Here is a 13,696-nt window from a genome sequence, read left to right as displayed (position 1 = left end):
ACTATTACTGAAATTCGCAATCCCGCGGATATCGGTGCTACTCATAGGTGATATTCAATGAGCATGACTGATCCCATCGCCGACATGCTGGTCCGCATGAAGAATGCGGCCGCTGTGCGCAAGCAGACGGTGAAAATGCCTTCCTCCAAGGTCAAGGTGGCTATCGCCGCCGTGCTGAAGGAAGAGGGTTACATCCTGGATTCCCGCGTGACCGAAGTCGCTCCGGGCAAGTCCGAACTCGAAATTTCGCTGAAGTACTACGAAGGCAAGCCGGTGATCGAGCGCCTGCAGCGCTACTCCCGCTCGGGCCTGCGTCAGTACCGCGGCAAGGACGCGATCCCGAAGGTCCTCGGTGGCCTGGGCGTCGCGATCATCTCCACCTCGAAAGGCATCATGACCGATGCGCAGGCGCGCCAGCAGGGCGTCGGCGGTGAAGTCCTGTGCTTCGTGGCCTAAGGGAGTAATCAGACATGTCCCGAGTTGCCAAGAAGCCGATCGCCCTGCCGAAGGGCGTTGAAGTCTCCGTCCAAGCCGATGCCGTCGTCGCCAAGGGCCCGAAGGGCTCGCTGTCGATCGCCAAGCCGGCCGCCATCAACCTGAAGGTCGAGAACGGCGAAGCCCTGTTCACGACCGAAGACGCGGCGCTGATCCCGCTGACCGGCACCCTGCGCGCCATCCTCGCCAACATGGTGAAGGGCGTGTCGGAAGGCTTCGAGCGCAAGCTCGAGCTGGTCGGCGTCGGTTACCGCGCCTCGATGCAGGGCAAGGACCTGAATCTGGCGCTGGGTTTCTCCCACCCGGTTCTGTTCAAGGCTCCGGAAGGCATCACCATCGCCACCCCGACCCAGACCGAAATCCTGGTCCAGGGCGCGGACAAGCAGCGCGTCGGTGAAGTCGCCGCCAAGATTCGCGGTTTCCGTCCGCCGGAGCCCTATAAGGGCAAGGGCGTGAAGTACGCCGGCGAAGTCATCATCCGTAAGGAAGCCAAGAAGGCCTAACGGGTAGGGCGCCGATCCCCGGATCGGCCCCAAAACACCAAGCTTTCAGCTTTCGGAGATCAGAAAATGAACAAGAACATCGCTCGCCTGCGTCGCGCCAAGTCGACCCGCTCGCACATCCGCAACCTCGGCGTCGCCCGTCTGACCGTGCTGCGCACCGGTCAGCACCTGTACGCCCAGGTCTTCACCGCCGACGGCTCCAAGGTGCTGGCTACCGCCTCGACCGTGCAGGCCGAAGTGAAGGAAGGCCTGAAGAACGGCAAGAACGCCGATGCCGCCGTCAAGGTCGGCAAGATGATCGCCGAGCGCGCCAAGGCCGCGGGCATCGAGAAGGTCGCCTTCGACCGCTCGGGCTACCGCTACCACGGCCGCATCAAGGCGCTGGCCGATGCCGCGCGTGAAGGCGGTCTGCAGTTCTGATACGCCGCCCGGTATTCCGGGCCGTATTCGGACTTGAAAGCGTGGGGATCCGTCTCCACGCCTTTCGCACGAAACAGCTTCACCCGCCGACGCGGGCTGCGTCGGGCGCCACGGCGGTTTCCTGTTGTGAGCGCTGCACCCGATCCACTTCACAATCATAAGCGGCCACGCCGCAAATCCCTTTAATCAACGAGATATCGAAATGGCAGACGATAGAGCCCCGCGGGGCCGCGACCGCGATCGCAACCGCGAAGAGATCGACGACGGCATGATCGAGAAGCTGATCGCGGTCAACCGCGTCAGCAAGACCGTCAAGGGCGGTCGCCAGTTCACCTTCACCGCGCTGACGGTGGTGGGCGACGGCAACGGCAAGGTCGGCTTCGGCTACGGCAAGGCGCGCGAAGTGCCGGTCGCGATCCAGAAGTCGATGGAATACGCCCGCAAGGCGATGAACAACGTCGATCTGAACAACGGCACCTTGTGGCACGCCGTGAAGTCGGGCCACGGCGCGGCGCATGTGTACATGCAGCCGGCGTCGGAAGGTACCGGCGTGATCGCCGGCGGCGCGATGCGCGCCGTGCTCGAAGCGGTCGGCGTCAAGAACGTGTTGGCCAAGGCCACCGGTTCGCGCAACCCGATCAACCTGGTTCGCGCCACCCTGAAGGGTCTGACCGGCATGCACTCGCCGGCCAAGATCGCTGCCAAGCGAGGCAAGAAGGTGGAGGACCTCAACCATGGCTAAGAAGCAAGCCGTCGAAGGCGGCACCGTCAAGGTGCGCCTGGTCAAGGGTCTGCGTGGCACCCAGTCGATCCACCGCCTGTCGGTGCGTGCGCTGGGCCTGAATAAGCTCAACGATGTGCGTGAACTCAAGGACAGCCCGCAGGTTCGCGGTCTGATCAATAAGGTTCACTACCTCGTCCAGGTCGAGGAGTAATCGACATGCGTCTCAACACTCTCAAGCCGGCTGACGGCGCCCGCGAAGACCGCAAGCGCGTCGGTCGCGGTATCGGTTCGGGCCTGGGCAAGACCGCGGGCCGCGGCCACAAGGGTTCGTTCGCCCGTTCGGGCAAGGGCAAGATCAAGGCCGGCTTCGAAGGCGGTCAGATGCCCATGCAGCGTCGTCTGCCCAAGATCGGCTTCCGCTCCAAGCTGAAGAACGACACGGCCGAAGTCCTGCTGTATCAGCTGGACAAGCTGGAAGCCGGCGAGATCGATTTCGCCGCGCTCAAGGCCGCCAAGCTGGTTCCGAGCAACGCCAAGCAGGCGAAGATCGTGAAGAAGGGCGAGCTGACCAAGAAGTTCGTGCTCAAGGGCGTGCTGGCCACGGCCGGCGCTAAGGCCGCTGTCGAAGCGGCCGGCGGCAAGATCGAGGAGTAAGGGCTCAATGGCGCGCAGCGGCAACGCAATGGCTGGAATCGGCGGCGGACTCGGTAAGTTCACCGAGTTGCGTCAGCGTTTGCTGTTCGTCATCGGCGCGTTGATCGTCTATCGCATCGGCAGCTACATCCCGGTGCCGGGTATCAACCCGGAGGCGATGGTCAAGTTCATGGAGACCAAGCAGGGCACCATCGTGGACATGTTCAACATGTTCTCCGGTGGCGCTCTGCACCGCTTCAGCCTGTTCGCGCTCAATGTCATGCCGTACATCTCGGCATCGATCATCGTGCAGCTGCTGGTGCAGATCGTGCCCAGCCTGAAAGCCATCCAGAAGGAAGGCGAATCGGGCCGGCGCAAGATCAACCAGTGGTCGCGCATGGGCGCGATTCCGCTGGCGGTGTTCCAGGCCTGGGGCATCGCCGCGGGCCTGCAGTCGAGCGTTGCGCCCGACGGTCTGCCGGTGGTGTACGCGCCGGGCATGGGCTTCATCCTGACCGCGGTGATTTCGCTGACCGCAGGCACCATGTTCCTGATGTGGCTGGGCGAGCAGATCACCGAGCGCGGTATCGGCAACGGCGTGTCGCTGATCATCTTCGCGGGTATCGTCGCCGGTCTGCCGGCTGCGGTGCTGCAGATGTTCGAGCAGATCCGCAACGGCGACATGAACGCGATCGCGGCGATCACCGTCATCGCGCTGGTGTTCGGCTTCACCTTCCTGGTGGTCTTCGTCGAGCGCGGCCAGCGTCGGATTACGGTCAACTACGCCCGTCGACAGGGCGGTCGCAACGCCTATATGAACCAGGCGTCGTTCCTGCCCCTGAAGCTCAACATGTCGGGCGTGATCCCGGCGATCTTCGCCTCGAGCATCGTGATGTTCCCCGCCACCGCGGCGACCTGGTTCGCCCAGAGCAACAGCGGCAGCGGCGTGTCCGGCTTCCTCCAGCGCCTGAGCCAGTGGCTCAGCCCGGGTGAACCGGTTCACATGATCCTGTATGCTGGCTTGATCATCGGCTTCGCGTTCTTCTACACGGCGCTGGTGTTCAATTCGCAGGAAACCGCCGACAACCTCAAGAAGTCGGGCGCGCTGATCCCGGGCATCCGTCCCGGCAAGGCCACGGCGGATTATGTGGACGGCGTGTTGACGCGTTTGACCGCGGCCGGTGCGATTTACCTGGTGGTCGTGTGTCTGCTGCCGGAGATCATGCGCACCAAGCTCGGCACCTCGTTCTACTTCGGCGGCACCTCGCTGCTGATCGTGGTGGTCGTGATTATGGATTTCATCGCCCAAATCCAGGCTCATCTGATGTCGCATCAGTACGAGAGCCTGCTGAAGAAGGCGAACTTGAAGGGCGGCTCGCGCGGCGGTCTCGCGCGCGGGTGAGTCGGAGCCGTACGCGCGCCAGAGTAGCGCGCGGGGTTGGCGGGGCAGGTCATCGCCCCGTTCAGCCAGTTCTGATTCGTCGCCGGAGCATGGGCACACTCCCCATGCCGTGGTTCCGTGGCGCCTCTGGTGCCGCGGGGCTTCCTATTAACCCGAGACCTTGATATCATTTCCAGTTCACTCCGCCGGGATTAATCCGTCTCGGCCGCCAAATCAGTTGGAGATCGCCTTATGGCGCGTATTGCGGGCGTTAATTTGCCTGCCCAGAAGCATGTCTGGGTTGGCCTGCAAAGCATTTACGGCATCGGCCGTACCCGTTCGAAGCAGATCTGCGAAACCGCAGGTGTGACTTCGAGCACCAAGATCCGCGACCTGTCCGAGCCGGAAGTCGAGCGCCTGCGCGCCGAAGTCGGCAAGTTCGTGGTCGAAGGCGACCTGCGCCGCGAAATCGGCATCGCCATCAAGCGTCTGATGGACCTGGGCTGCTACCGCGGCCTGCGTCACCGCCGCGGCCTGCCGCTGCGTGGTCAGCGTACCCGGACCAATGCACGTACCCGTAAGGGTCCGCGCAAGGCCATCAAGAAGTAAGGGGACCTAGACCATGGCCAAGCCGGCAGCAGTCAAGACCAAGAAGAAGATCAAGCGCATCGTCACCGACGGTATCGCCCACGTCCACGCTTCTTTCAACAACACCATCATCACGATCACCGACCGCCAGGGCAACGCGCTGTCGTGGGCGACTTCGGGCGGCGCGGGTTTCCGCGGCTCGCGTAAGTCGACCCCGTTCGCCGCCCAGGTGGCAGCCGAAAAGGCTGGCCGTGCTGCGCTCGACTACGGCGTCAAGTCGTTGGAAGTGCGCATCAAGGGCCCGGGTCCGGGTCGTGAGTCCGCCGTTCGTTCGCTGAACAACGTCGGTTACAAGATCATCAACATCATCGACGTGACGCCTATCCCGCACAACGGGTGCCGTCCGCCGAAGAAGCGTCGCGTCTGAGGAGCTGAAGAAAAATGGCTCGTTATATTGGCCCCACCTGTAAGCTCGCTCGTCGCGAAGGCGCCGACCTCGGCCTGAAGTCGTCCGCCCGTGCGCTCGACTCGAAGTGCAAGCTCGAGCAAAAACCCGGCCAGCATGGCCCCACCGCCCGCAAGGGCAAGCTGTCCGACTACGCCACCCAGCTGCGCGAAAAGCAGAAGGTCAAGCGTATCTACGGTCTGCTGGAACGTCAGTTCCGCAACTACTACAAGAAGGCCTCGACCAAGAAGGGCAACACCGGCGAGAACCTGCTGCAGTTGCTGGAAACCCGTCTGGACAACGTCGTCTACCGCATGGGCTTCGCCGTGACCCGTCCGGCCGCCCGCCAGCTGGTCTCGCACCGCGGCGTTACGGTCAACGGCAAGTCGGTCAACCTGCCGTCGTACCAGGTCAAGGCCGGCGACGCGATCGCGTTGTCCGAGCGCGCCCAGAAGCAGCTTCGCGTGCAGGAATCCCTGACCGTGTCGTCGCAGATGGACCTGTCGCCGTCGTGGGTCGAAGTGGACAGCAAGAAGTTCAGCGGCGTGTTCAAGGCGGTTCCGGATCGTGCGGACCTGCCGGCCGACATCAACGAAGCGCTGATCGTCGAGTTGTACAGCAAGTAATAGTGCTGGGCCTCGCCGGATCCCCCGCGGATCCGGCGTTTCCCGCAACCCAGGCCGGTGCGCGACGCGCATCGGCCGCTCCCTCGATAAGAGGGGGCTCCAAGAGCTAAAGCCTTCCGCCGCCCCCCGGCGAAGGTCATTGGAGACACCGAAACATGACGGTTACCGCCAACCAGGTACTGCGCCCGCGTGGTCCGCAGATCGAACGCCTCACCGGCAATCGCGCGAAAGTCGTGATCGAACCGTTGGAGCGCGGTTACGGCCACACGCTGGGCAACGCGCTGCGTCGCGTTCTGCTGTCGTCGATCCCGGGTTTCGCCATCACCGAGGTCGAAATCGATGGCGTGCTGCATGAATACACCACGGTCGAAGGTCTGGAAGAGGACGTGCTGGAAGTCCTGCTGAACCTCAAGGATGTCGCCATCCGCATGCACACCGGCGATTCCTCGACCCTGTCGCTGGCCAAGCAAGGCCCCGGCATCGTCACCGCCGGCGACATCAAGACCGACCACAACGTCGAAATCCTCAACACCGAGCACGTGATCTGCCACCTGACCAAGGACACGGCGATCAACATGCGTCTGAAGATCGAACGCGGTTTCGGCTACCAGCCGGCGGCTTCGCGCCGTCGTCCGGACGAAGAAACCCGCGCGATCGGCCGCCTGATGCTGGACGCCAGCTTCTCGCCGGTCCGCCGCGTCGCTTACGCGGTGGAAGCCGCGCGCGTCGAGCAGCGCACCGACCTGGACAAGCTGGTTCTGGATATCGAAACCAACGGCACGATCGACGCCGAGGAAGCCGTGCGCACCGCCGCCGACATCCTCACCGATCAGCTGTCGGTGTTCGGCGACTTCACCCACCGCGACCGCGGTGCGCAGAAGCCGGCCACCAGCGGTATCGACCCGATCCTGCTGCGTCCGATCGACGATCTGGAACTCACCGTTCGTTCGGCCAACTGCCTCAAGGCCGAGAGCATCTACTACGTCGGCGATCTGATCCAGAAGACCGAAGTCGAGCTGCTCAAGACCCCGAACCTGGGCAAGAAGTCGCTCACCGAGATCAAGGAAGTGCTGGCTCAGCGCGGCCTGTCCCTCGGCATGAAGCTGGAAAACTGGCCGCCGGCCGGGATCGCTTCGCACGGCATGATGGGCTGAGCCTAGCGCTCGGTGCATACGCGACCGCGCCTTCGGGCGCGGTCTGCGTCTAGGAAGTTCGCAAGCGACACCGCTTCAAAGCAACACCGCTGCACGCAACACCTATCCCGACGGACATTCAAGTCCGCGGTACGCCGGTCAAGGAACGATCGGTCCGGACCACCCGCAGTCCAATGCACCAACGCCTGGATGGCGACAGCGAAGTCCAACGGTTTCATCATTCATCAGGAATCACAGTCATGCGCCATCAGAAATCCGGCCGTAAGTTCAGCCGCACCAGTGCTCACCGCGACGCCATGTTCACCAACATGGCCGCTTCGCTGATCAAGCACGGTCTCATCCGCACCACCCTGCCGAAGGCCAAGGAGCTGCGTCGCGTCGCCGAGCCGCTCATCACCCTGGCCAAGAAGGACGGTGTCGCCAACCGTCGTCTGGCTTTCTCGCGCCTGCGCGACAAAGAAGCCGTCGGCACCTTGTTCGTCGAACTCGGCCCGCGTTACGCCTCGCGTCCGGGCGGCTACCTGCGCATCCTCAAGTGCGGTTTCCGCGCTGGCGACAACGCGCCGATGGCCTACGTCGAACTGGTCGACCGTCCGCAGGCCGCTGCCGAGTGATTCTTGGCGCCGGGCGGTCGGCTCGATGCCGTCGCCCGCGCCGGACCCGCTCATGCAAGACATGCCGTGAAGGCCGTTGACGGTCTTGGCGGCAGCCAGCAAAACCCCGGCCTCGGCCGGGGTTTTTGCTTTCCGGCGACGGTTACTTCGGCAACGGTTGCGGCCGAAATCGACGCCAGCTTGTAGTGTCCACACAGGAGGATTCGGGACTAGGTGAACGGGACGGCAACTTTCGTCCCCTGGTGCAGTCGATGTTGCTGCGACGAAATGCCGCGTTGCGCGATTTCATGCCAATCCGACATTGGCACGACCCGACCCAGACCCGTATGGTGTGAACATGAACCCCTTCAAAGCCTCCTTCCGGATTCAGTATCTGCTCGGCTTCCTGGCCTGCGCGGGCCTGCTGGCGTATGCCTTCTACCTGCAGCTGTACCAGCACATGGAGCCGTGCCCGTTGTGCATTTTCCAGCGCGTGGCGTTCGCGGCGCTGGGCGTGGTGTTCCTGATCGGCGCGCTGCACGGCCCCAAGAGCCGCGGCGGCCGGCGCACCTATGGCGTGCTGGCGTTGCTGGCGTCGCTGGGCGGCATCGCCGTCGCCGGCAACCACGTGCGCTTGCAGCACCTGCCGCCGGATCAGGTCCCGGCCTGCGGCCCGGGCCTGAACTACATGCTCGACGCGATGCCGATCGCCGGCGTGATCAAGAAGGTCATGACCGGTTCGGGCGAATGCGCCGCGGTCGACTGGACCTTCCTCGGCCTGGCGATGCCGGCCTGGAGCCTGATCTGCTTCATCGTGTTGGCGCTGTGGGCGGCCTATGCCGCGCTGCGCGCGCGTTGATCTAAATACCGCTTTAGCCAATTCCACCCTCCCATCCACCGCAACCATCCACACACCGCGTCACCAACTGGAATCAAGGAAATGAGCGCTTCCGATCGCAACAGCAACCTCCGTGCCGTCAACCTGCCCGCCGACTGGAGCCCGACCTCCTGGCGCGAGCGCACCGCACTGCAGTTGCCGAGCTATCCGGACGCGGCCGAGTTGGAGTCCGCGTTGCAGGAACTGCGTCAGCTGCCGCCGCTGGTGACCTCGTGGGAGATTCTTTCGCTCAAGCAGCAACTGGCCGAGGCGCAGGAAGGCAAGCGATTTTTGCTGCAAGGCGGCGACTGCGCGGAAAGCTTCGACCAGTGCACCTCGGACGTCATCTCCAACCGCCTGAAGGTGTTGTTGCAGATGAGCCTGGTGCTGGTCCACGGCATGCGCAAGCCGGTGGTGCGGGTCGGCCGGTTCGCCGGCCAGTACGCCAAGCCGCGTTCGGCCGACACCGAGACCATCGACGGGGTGAGCTTGCCGAGCTACCGCGGCGACATGGTCAACGCGCCGGCGTTCAACGAAGCCGCGCGCAAGCCCGATCCGCGCCGCATGATCAAGGGGCACGCGCGTTCGTCGATGACGATGAACTTCGTGCGCGCCCTGATCGACGGCGGTTTCGCCGACCTGCACCATCCCGAGTACTGGAACCTCAGCTGGGTCGGCCACTCGCCGCTGGCCGATGAGTACCGGCGCATGGTCAACGCGATCGGCGACGCGGTGCGCTTCATGGAGACGCTGTCGGGCTCGGAAGTGCACAACCTCAACCGGGTCGATTTCTACACCTCGCACGAAGCGCTGCTGCTGCCGTACGAGGAGTCGCTGACCCGGCAGGTGCCGCGCCATTGGGGCCACTTCAACCTCAGCACCCACTACCCGTGGATCGGCATGCGCACCGCGGCGGTCGACGGCGCCCACGCCGAGTACTTCCGCGGCATCCGCAATCCGATCGCGCTGAAGGTGGGTCCGTCGGTGACGCCGGATCAGCTGCTGCGCACGATCGATCTGCTGAACCCCGAAGACGAACCGGGCCGTCTGACCTTCATCCACCGCATGGGCGCGACCGCGATCGCCGACAAGTTGCCGCCGCTGCTCGACGCGATGCGCCGCGACGGCCGCCGCGTGTTGTGGGTGTGCGATCCGATGCACGGCAACACCGAGAGCACCAGCAACGGCTACAAGACCCGGCGCTTCCGCAACATCCGCGCCGAGATCGAGGCCTCGTTCGAGCTGCACGCGGCCGCGGGCACGCGTTTGGGCGGCGTGCACCTGGAGCTGACCGGCGAGGACGTGACCGAGTGCCTGGGCGGCGCGCGCGAGCTCACCGAGAGCGATCTGGAACGCGCATACCGCTCTACGGTCGATCCGCGCCTGAACTACGAGCAGGCGCTGGAAGTGGCGATGCTGATCGTGCGCAAGCAGGCGCAGATCGCCGCGCCGGCTTGATCGGTCGGTGATCGGCTGAAGCGAAGCCCGCCATTCGGCGGGCTTCGTGTTTGCGGGGTTTGAAAACGCTGGTTCTCGCGATCGCGATCGCGATGTCGGCGAACTCAAGTCGCTCGCGCCCAATCGCGCAACACGCGCGCGCCGGCGTCGGTGACGTCGAGGCTGCGCGAATTGCGCCGCCGCCGCAACAATCCCTGGGCCAGGCAAGCATCGAGCAGATTCGCGCCGAGTTGCCCGCCGATGTGCGGACGGCGCTCGCTCCAATCCAGGCATGCGCGCACGCCGGGGCGGCGTTGGCCGGGATCGGGCAGGGCGATGCCGAGGCGGGCGATGCGTTCGCCGCCGGCGGCGGTCAAGGTCCAGCCATGCGCCTGTGCCGCGATCCAGCCGTTGTGCTGCCAGGCATCGGCCACCGCCACCGCGAGCTCGCCGGCCAGATGGTCGTAGCAACTGCGCGCGTGGCGCAGCGCCGCGTCCTTCGGGCCGAGCGCGACCGCATGCGAATGCCGGGATATCAAGCCGCCGCTCAGCCCGAGCAAGGCTTCGACCGCGTCGGCGACCTCGCTGGACGCCAGTCGGTGATAGCGGTGCCGCCCCTGTTTTTCGGTATCGATCAGCGCCGCCGCGCTGAGCCGGGCGAGGTGGGTGCTGGCGGTCTGCGGCGCCACGCCCGCGGCGGCGGCCAGTTCGCCCGCGCTGCGGCTGCGGCCGTCGAGCAGGGTCAGCAACATCGATGCGCGCGCCGGGTCGCCGATCGCCGCGGCGATCTCGGCCAGGGCGTGCTCGCTGGCGGCGTGCGCTGCGGTGGCGGGGCGTGGCGGCATGATTCGATGTTGGTCGAAGCGTTGTGGTGGCGCAAGTGAGGACAATTCCACCACTTCCCCACACGGCGGCTGCGATGAAACGACGCGATCTGATGAGCTTGCCGATGGTGGCGATGGCGCTGTCGGCGCTGCCGAATGCGGCTGTCGCATCCGCGCCCGCCCGCCACACACGCAGTTCGGTCGATTGGGCGAGCGACGGGCGGACGCTGCGCCTGTCGCTGCTGCGCCAGCCCGGGCCCGGCCCGGTCGCGCTGTATGTGCACGGCGCTACGTTTCCGAGCGAGCTGTCGGTCGGCTGGCGGATGCAGGGGGTGTCGTGGCTGGACCATCTGCAGGCGCAGGGGTTCGACGCCTGGAGTCTGGACTTCGCCGGTTATGGCCAGTCCGAGCGGCCGCCGCTGTTCGACGCCGATCCGCGGTCGGCGCCGCCGTGGGGCGATTACCGCATGGGCGCGTCGCAGCTCGCGGCGGCGATCGCCGCGATCCGGCGACAACGCCCGCGCACGCCGATCCACCTGATCGCCCATTCCTGGGGCACGCTGCCGGCGCGGCAGGCGGCGATCGAGCATCCCGACGCGGTGAGCAAGCTGGTGTTGTTCGGCCCGGTCGCGACCCGCGAAGGCCCGCGCGAGGATGCGCCCGCGCCGGCCTGGGCCTTGATCGGTTCGGCCGAACAAAGGCCGCGCCAGCGCTCGGGGCTGCCTGCGGACGCGCCGACGCCGGTGAGCGCGGAGGAGATCGAACGCTGGTGCGCGGCGTATCTGGCCACCGACCCCGGCTCGGCCACGCGCAGCCCTCCGTCGGTGCGGATTCCGAACGGGCCGATCGCCGACATCGACCGGCTGTGGGCCGGAGAGAACCTGGTCGACAACGCCCGCGTGCGCCAGCCGACTTTGATCGTGCGCGGCGAATGGGACCACGTGACCACCGATGCCGACGCCGCGCGCCTGTACGCCGAGCTCAGCGGCGCGGCCGAACGCCGCGACGCGAAGATTTCCGGCGGCAACCACTGGCTGCATCTGCAGCCGCGGCGGACCGCGCTGTGGTCCACGGTCAGCGCATTCCTGCGCGACTGATCGCCGCGCGGCTCAGGGGCTCAGCGTCAACCGATAACGCGGCGGCGTGCGCGCCTGGGTGGCTTGTTCGAAGGCGTAGCCCAGCGACAGCAGGCGCGCATCGCTCCAGCGCGCGCCCATGAACGCCAGCCCGACCGGCAGCCCCGAGGCTTCGCCCATCGGCACGGTCAGGCTGGGGTAACCGGCGACCGCGGCCGCGCCCCAACTGGCGCCGCCGAAGCCGTCGCCGTTGACCGGATCGACCATGAAGGCGGGGCTGGTGGCCGGCGCGATCAGCGCATCGAGCTTGTGGCGCTTGAGCAGCGCGTCGATGCCCTGCGGCCCGGCCGAGCGGCGCGCCTGCGCGGCGGCCTTGCGATAGGCCGGATCCTTGAGGCTGCCCTTGGCCGCGGCTTCTTCGAAGATTTCCTGGCCGAAGTAGGGCATCTCGCGCGCGGCGTGGGTGCGGTTGAATTCGATCAGCGCGGCGAGCGTCTTGACCGGCGCATCGCTGTTTTGCAGATAGCGCTCCAGGCCGTCCTTGAACTCGTACAGCAGCACCTGGTATTCGGCCGCGCCCCAGCGTTCGCCGCCGGGCATGCGCACTTCGACGATGGTCGCGCCGGCATCGCGCATGGCCTTGAGCGCGCGCCGCAACGCGGCGTCGGCTTCCGGCGGCAGTTTGACCCCGGTGTCGCGCAACAGGCCCAGGCGCGCGCCATGCAGCGCGTCGGCGTCGAGCGCGCCGACGTAATCGGCGACGCGTTTGCCGGCCGCGGCCTGCGCGGCTTCGTCGCCGCCGGCGTCGGCCGCGGCGAGCACGCTGAGCAGTTGCGCCGCATCATTGACGCTGCGCGCCATCGGCCCGGCGGTGTCTTGGCTGCTGGAGATCGGGATGATCCCGGCGCGGCTGACCAGGCCGACGCTGGGCTTGAAGCCGACCAGCCCGTTGAACGCCGACGGGCACAGGATGCTGCCGTCGGTTTCGGTGCCGACGCCGACTGCGGCCAGGCTGGCGGCGATCGCCACGCCGGTGCCGCTGCTGGAGCCGCAGGCGCTGCGGTCGAGCACGTAGGGGTTGCGGGTCAGCCCGCCGCGTGCGCTCCAGCCGGAGATCGAGCGGCTGGAACGGAAGTTGGCCCATTCGCTGAGGTTGGTCTTGCCCAGGATCACCGCGCCGGCAGTGCGCAAGGCCGCGACCAGCGGTGCGTCGTGTTGCGGGCGGTGTTCGGCCAGCACCAGCGAGCCGGCCGAATTGACCATCGGGGTGGCGTCGATGTTGTCCTTCACCAGCACCGGAATGCCGTGCAGTGGACCGCGCAGCTTGCCGGCCTTGCGTTCCTCGTCGAACGCGCGCGCTTCGGCGACGGCGTTGGGGTTGAGTTCGATCACTGCGTTGAGTTGCGGGCCGTTGTCGTCGAGCGCGGCGATGCGGTCCAGGTAGGCCTGGGTCAGCCGCGCGCTGCTCAATTCGCCGCTGGCCATGCGCGCGGCCAGGGTGGCGGTGTCGGCCTCGGCGATCCGCAGCGGATCGCCGGGCAGAAAGCCCTTGGGCGCGGCGTCGGTCGCCGCTGGCGGACGTGCCGGGCGCGGCGCGGGTTGGCCGGCGCAGCCGGCCAGGGCCAAGGCCAACGCCAACAGAGTGAGGCGGGTCGGGAGAGACGTGGCGGGCATGGCCGGATCCTGGGCGGGTGTTGCGAACGAGACGAACGATTATCGGCGCGAGTATGCGCGCAGTTCGATAACACAAAAGCCTCGCGCCGGCGGCAGCGGCGTGGGCGGCGCGTCGTGGCGCATCGGCGGTAGCCGGCGGATGCGGCGGTGGTGGCGATGCGCTCGATAGCGGAACTGGATCGCGTAATGGCTTTGCGATCGGGCGGCTTTGGTTTCGTCGCGCGCGAGCGCAAGCCGTTTCAAGCC

18 protein-coding genes are annotated in these 13,696 nt (G+C 66.2%); 15 read left to right on the top strand and 3 right to left on the bottom strand.

The window, feature by feature from the left end; genetic code table 11:
• The first annotated feature begins 57 nt into the window (after positions 1–57).
• From rpsH to V7787_RS34450, 14 genes are all read left to right on the top strand, one after another.
• On the top strand, positions 58–456 hold the full coding sequence (gene rpsH / locus V7787_RS34515) for a 30S ribosomal protein S8 (protein ID WP_336091866.1): 399 nt from the start codon (positions 58–60) through the stop codon (positions 454–456).
• 14 nt (positions 457–470) lie between these two features.
• Positions 471–998, top strand: a complete 528-nt coding sequence (gene rplF, locus V7787_RS34510) for a 50S ribosomal protein L6 (RefSeq protein ID WP_336091863.1) — start codon at positions 471–473, stop codon at positions 996–998.
• 66 nt (positions 999–1,064) lie between these two features.
• A complete protein-coding gene (gene rplR / locus V7787_RS34505; RefSeq protein WP_336091862.1) occupies positions 1,065–1,418 on the top strand; it encodes a 50S ribosomal protein L18 in 354 nt (117 codons plus the stop codon).
• Positions 1,419–1,620: 202 nt separating this feature from the next.
• Positions 1,621–2,160, top strand: coding sequence for a 30S ribosomal protein S5 (gene rpsE, locus V7787_RS34500; RefSeq protein WP_336091861.1), 540 nt, complete (start codon positions 1,621–1,623; stop codon positions 2,158–2,160).
• On the top strand, positions 2,153–2,353 hold the full coding sequence (gene rpmD / locus V7787_RS34495; protein ID WP_336091860.1) for a 50S ribosomal protein L30: 201 nt from the start codon (positions 2,153–2,155) through the stop codon (positions 2,351–2,353). The genes rpsE and rpmD overlap by 8 nt, the downstream gene beginning before the upstream one ends.
• A gap of 5 nt (positions 2,354–2,358) precedes the next feature.
• A complete protein-coding gene (rplO, locus tag V7787_RS34490; RefSeq protein ID WP_336091858.1) occupies positions 2,359–2,796 on the top strand; it encodes a 50S ribosomal protein L15 in 438 nt (145 codons plus the stop codon).
• A gap of 7 nt (positions 2,797–2,803) precedes the next feature.
• Positions 2,804–4,177: a preprotein translocase subunit SecY gene (gene secY / locus V7787_RS34485; protein WP_336091856.1), complete on the top strand. Its 1,374-nt coding sequence runs from the start codon at positions 2,804–2,806 to the stop codon at positions 4,175–4,177.
• Between the two features lie 231 nt (positions 4,178–4,408).
• Positions 4,409–4,765 carry a 30S ribosomal protein S13 gene (gene rpsM / locus V7787_RS34480; RefSeq protein ID WP_057948536.1) on the top strand — a complete coding sequence of 119 codons (357 nt, stop codon included), beginning with the start codon at positions 4,409–4,411 and terminating at the stop codon, positions 4,763–4,765.
• A 13-nt stretch (positions 4,766–4,778) separates the two neighbouring features.
• Positions 4,779–5,171 (top strand): 30S ribosomal protein S11, encoded by a 393-nt coding sequence (gene rpsK, locus V7787_RS34475; protein WP_036111750.1) that lies wholly within the window; start codon positions 4,779–4,781, stop codon positions 5,169–5,171.
• A gap of 14 nt (positions 5,172–5,185) precedes the next feature.
• Positions 5,186–5,815 carry a 30S ribosomal protein S4 gene (gene rpsD / locus V7787_RS34470; protein WP_036111747.1) on the top strand — a complete coding sequence of 210 codons (630 nt, stop codon included), beginning with the start codon at positions 5,186–5,188 and terminating at the stop codon, positions 5,813–5,815.
• A 155-nt stretch (positions 5,816–5,970) separates the two neighbouring features.
• A complete protein-coding gene (locus V7787_RS34465) occupies positions 5,971–6,969 on the top strand; it encodes a DNA-directed RNA polymerase subunit alpha (RefSeq protein ID WP_336091851.1) in 999 nt (332 codons plus the stop codon).
• Between the two features lie 239 nt (positions 6,970–7,208).
• Positions 7,209–7,583 carry a 50S ribosomal protein L17 gene (gene rplQ, locus V7787_RS34460; protein WP_031373811.1) on the top strand — a complete coding sequence of 125 codons (375 nt, stop codon included), beginning with the start codon at positions 7,209–7,211 and terminating at the stop codon, positions 7,581–7,583.
• 337 nt (positions 7,584–7,920) lie between these two features.
• Positions 7,921–8,421, top strand: coding sequence for a disulfide bond formation protein B (locus V7787_RS34455; RefSeq protein ID WP_336091848.1), 501 nt, complete (start codon positions 7,921–7,923; stop codon positions 8,419–8,421).
• An 81-nt stretch (positions 8,422–8,502) separates the two neighbouring features.
• Complete coding sequence (locus tag V7787_RS34450) at positions 8,503–9,897, top strand: class II 3-deoxy-7-phosphoheptulonate synthase (RefSeq protein ID WP_336091846.1); 1,395 nt, start codon at positions 8,503–8,505, stop codon at positions 9,895–9,897.
• Between the two features lie 104 nt (positions 9,898–10,001).
• On the opposite strand, the gene V7787_RS34445 is transcribed toward V7787_RS34450, so the two are convergent.
• Positions 10,002–10,721, bottom strand: a complete 720-nt coding sequence (locus tag V7787_RS34445; protein WP_336091844.1) for an ArsR/SmtB family transcription factor — start codon at positions 10,719–10,721, stop codon at positions 10,002–10,004.
• 74 nt (positions 10,722–10,795) lie between these two features.
• Here V7787_RS34445 and V7787_RS34440 point away from each other — a divergent pair, with 74 nt between their 5' ends.
• On the top strand, positions 10,796–11,797 hold the full coding sequence (locus tag V7787_RS34440) for an alpha/beta hydrolase (protein WP_336091842.1): 1,002 nt from the start codon (positions 10,796–10,798) through the stop codon (positions 11,795–11,797).
• A gap of 12 nt (positions 11,798–11,809) precedes the next feature.
• Here V7787_RS34440 and V7787_RS34435 read toward each other — a convergent pair whose 3' ends face one another.
• Together V7787_RS34435 and V7787_RS34430 are read right to left on the bottom strand one after the other, a co-directional pair.
• Positions 11,810–13,450 (bottom strand): amidase, encoded by a 1,641-nt coding sequence (locus V7787_RS34435; protein ID WP_336091841.1) that lies wholly within the window; start codon positions 13,448–13,450, stop codon positions 11,810–11,812.
• 39 nt (positions 13,451–13,489) lie between these two features.
• Complete coding sequence (locus V7787_RS34430; RefSeq protein ID WP_336091838.1) at positions 13,490–13,693, bottom strand: hypothetical protein; 204 nt, start codon at positions 13,691–13,693, stop codon at positions 13,490–13,492.
• Positions 13,694–13,696 lie beyond the last annotated feature (3 nt).

Source organism: Pseudomonas sp. CGJS7, assembly GCF_036961695.1.
This window is presented reverse-complemented; position numbering and strand designations above follow the sequence as displayed.

Excerpts from the sequence above, each read along its gene's own strand:
- rpsH (WP_336091866.1), top strand. The coding sequence starts at position 58 with ATGAGCATGACTGATCCCATCGCCGACATGCTGGTCCGCATGAAGAAT.
- rplF (WP_336091863.1), top strand. The coding sequence starts at position 471 with ATGTCCCGAGTTGCCAAGAAGCCGATCGCCCTGCCGAAGGGCGTTGAA.
- rplR (WP_336091862.1), top strand. The coding sequence starts at position 1,065 with ATGAACAAGAACATCGCTCGCCTGCGTCGCGCCAAGTCGACCCGCTCG.
- rpsE (WP_336091861.1), top strand. The coding sequence starts at position 1,621 with ATGGCAGACGATAGAGCCCCGCGGGGCCGCGACCGCGATCGCAACCGC.
- rpmD (WP_336091860.1), top strand. The coding sequence starts at position 2,153 with ATGGCTAAGAAGCAAGCCGTCGAAGGCGGCACCGTCAAGGTGCGCCTG.
- rplO (WP_336091858.1), top strand. The coding sequence starts at position 2,359 with ATGCGTCTCAACACTCTCAAGCCGGCTGACGGCGCCCGCGAAGACCGC.
- secY (WP_336091856.1), top strand. The coding sequence starts at position 2,804 with ATGGCGCGCAGCGGCAACGCAATGGCTGGAATCGGCGGCGGACTCGGT.
- rpsM (WP_057948536.1), top strand. The coding sequence starts at position 4,409 with ATGGCGCGTATTGCGGGCGTTAATTTGCCTGCCCAGAAGCATGTCTGG.
- rpsK (WP_036111750.1), top strand. The coding sequence starts at position 4,779 with ATGGCCAAGCCGGCAGCAGTCAAGACCAAGAAGAAGATCAAGCGCATC.
- rpsD (WP_036111747.1), top strand. The coding sequence starts at position 5,186 with ATGGCTCGTTATATTGGCCCCACCTGTAAGCTCGCTCGTCGCGAAGGC.
- V7787_RS34465 (WP_336091851.1), top strand. The coding sequence starts at position 5,971 with ATGACGGTTACCGCCAACCAGGTACTGCGCCCGCGTGGTCCGCAGATC.
- rplQ (WP_031373811.1), top strand. The coding sequence starts at position 7,209 with ATGCGCCATCAGAAATCCGGCCGTAAGTTCAGCCGCACCAGTGCTCAC.
- V7787_RS34455 (WP_336091848.1), top strand. The coding sequence starts at position 7,921 with ATGAACCCCTTCAAAGCCTCCTTCCGGATTCAGTATCTGCTCGGCTTC.
- V7787_RS34450 (WP_336091846.1), top strand. The coding sequence starts at position 8,503 with ATGAGCGCTTCCGATCGCAACAGCAACCTCCGTGCCGTCAACCTGCCC.
- V7787_RS34445 (WP_336091844.1), bottom strand. The coding sequence starts at position 10,721 with ATGCCGCCACGCCCCGCCACCGCAGCGCACGCCGCCAGCGAGCACGCC.
- V7787_RS34440 (WP_336091842.1), top strand. The coding sequence starts at position 10,796 with ATGAAACGACGCGATCTGATGAGCTTGCCGATGGTGGCGATGGCGCTG.
- V7787_RS34435 (WP_336091841.1), bottom strand. The coding sequence starts at position 13,450 with ATGCCCGCCACGTCTCTCCCGACCCGCCTCACTCTGTTGGCGTTGGCC.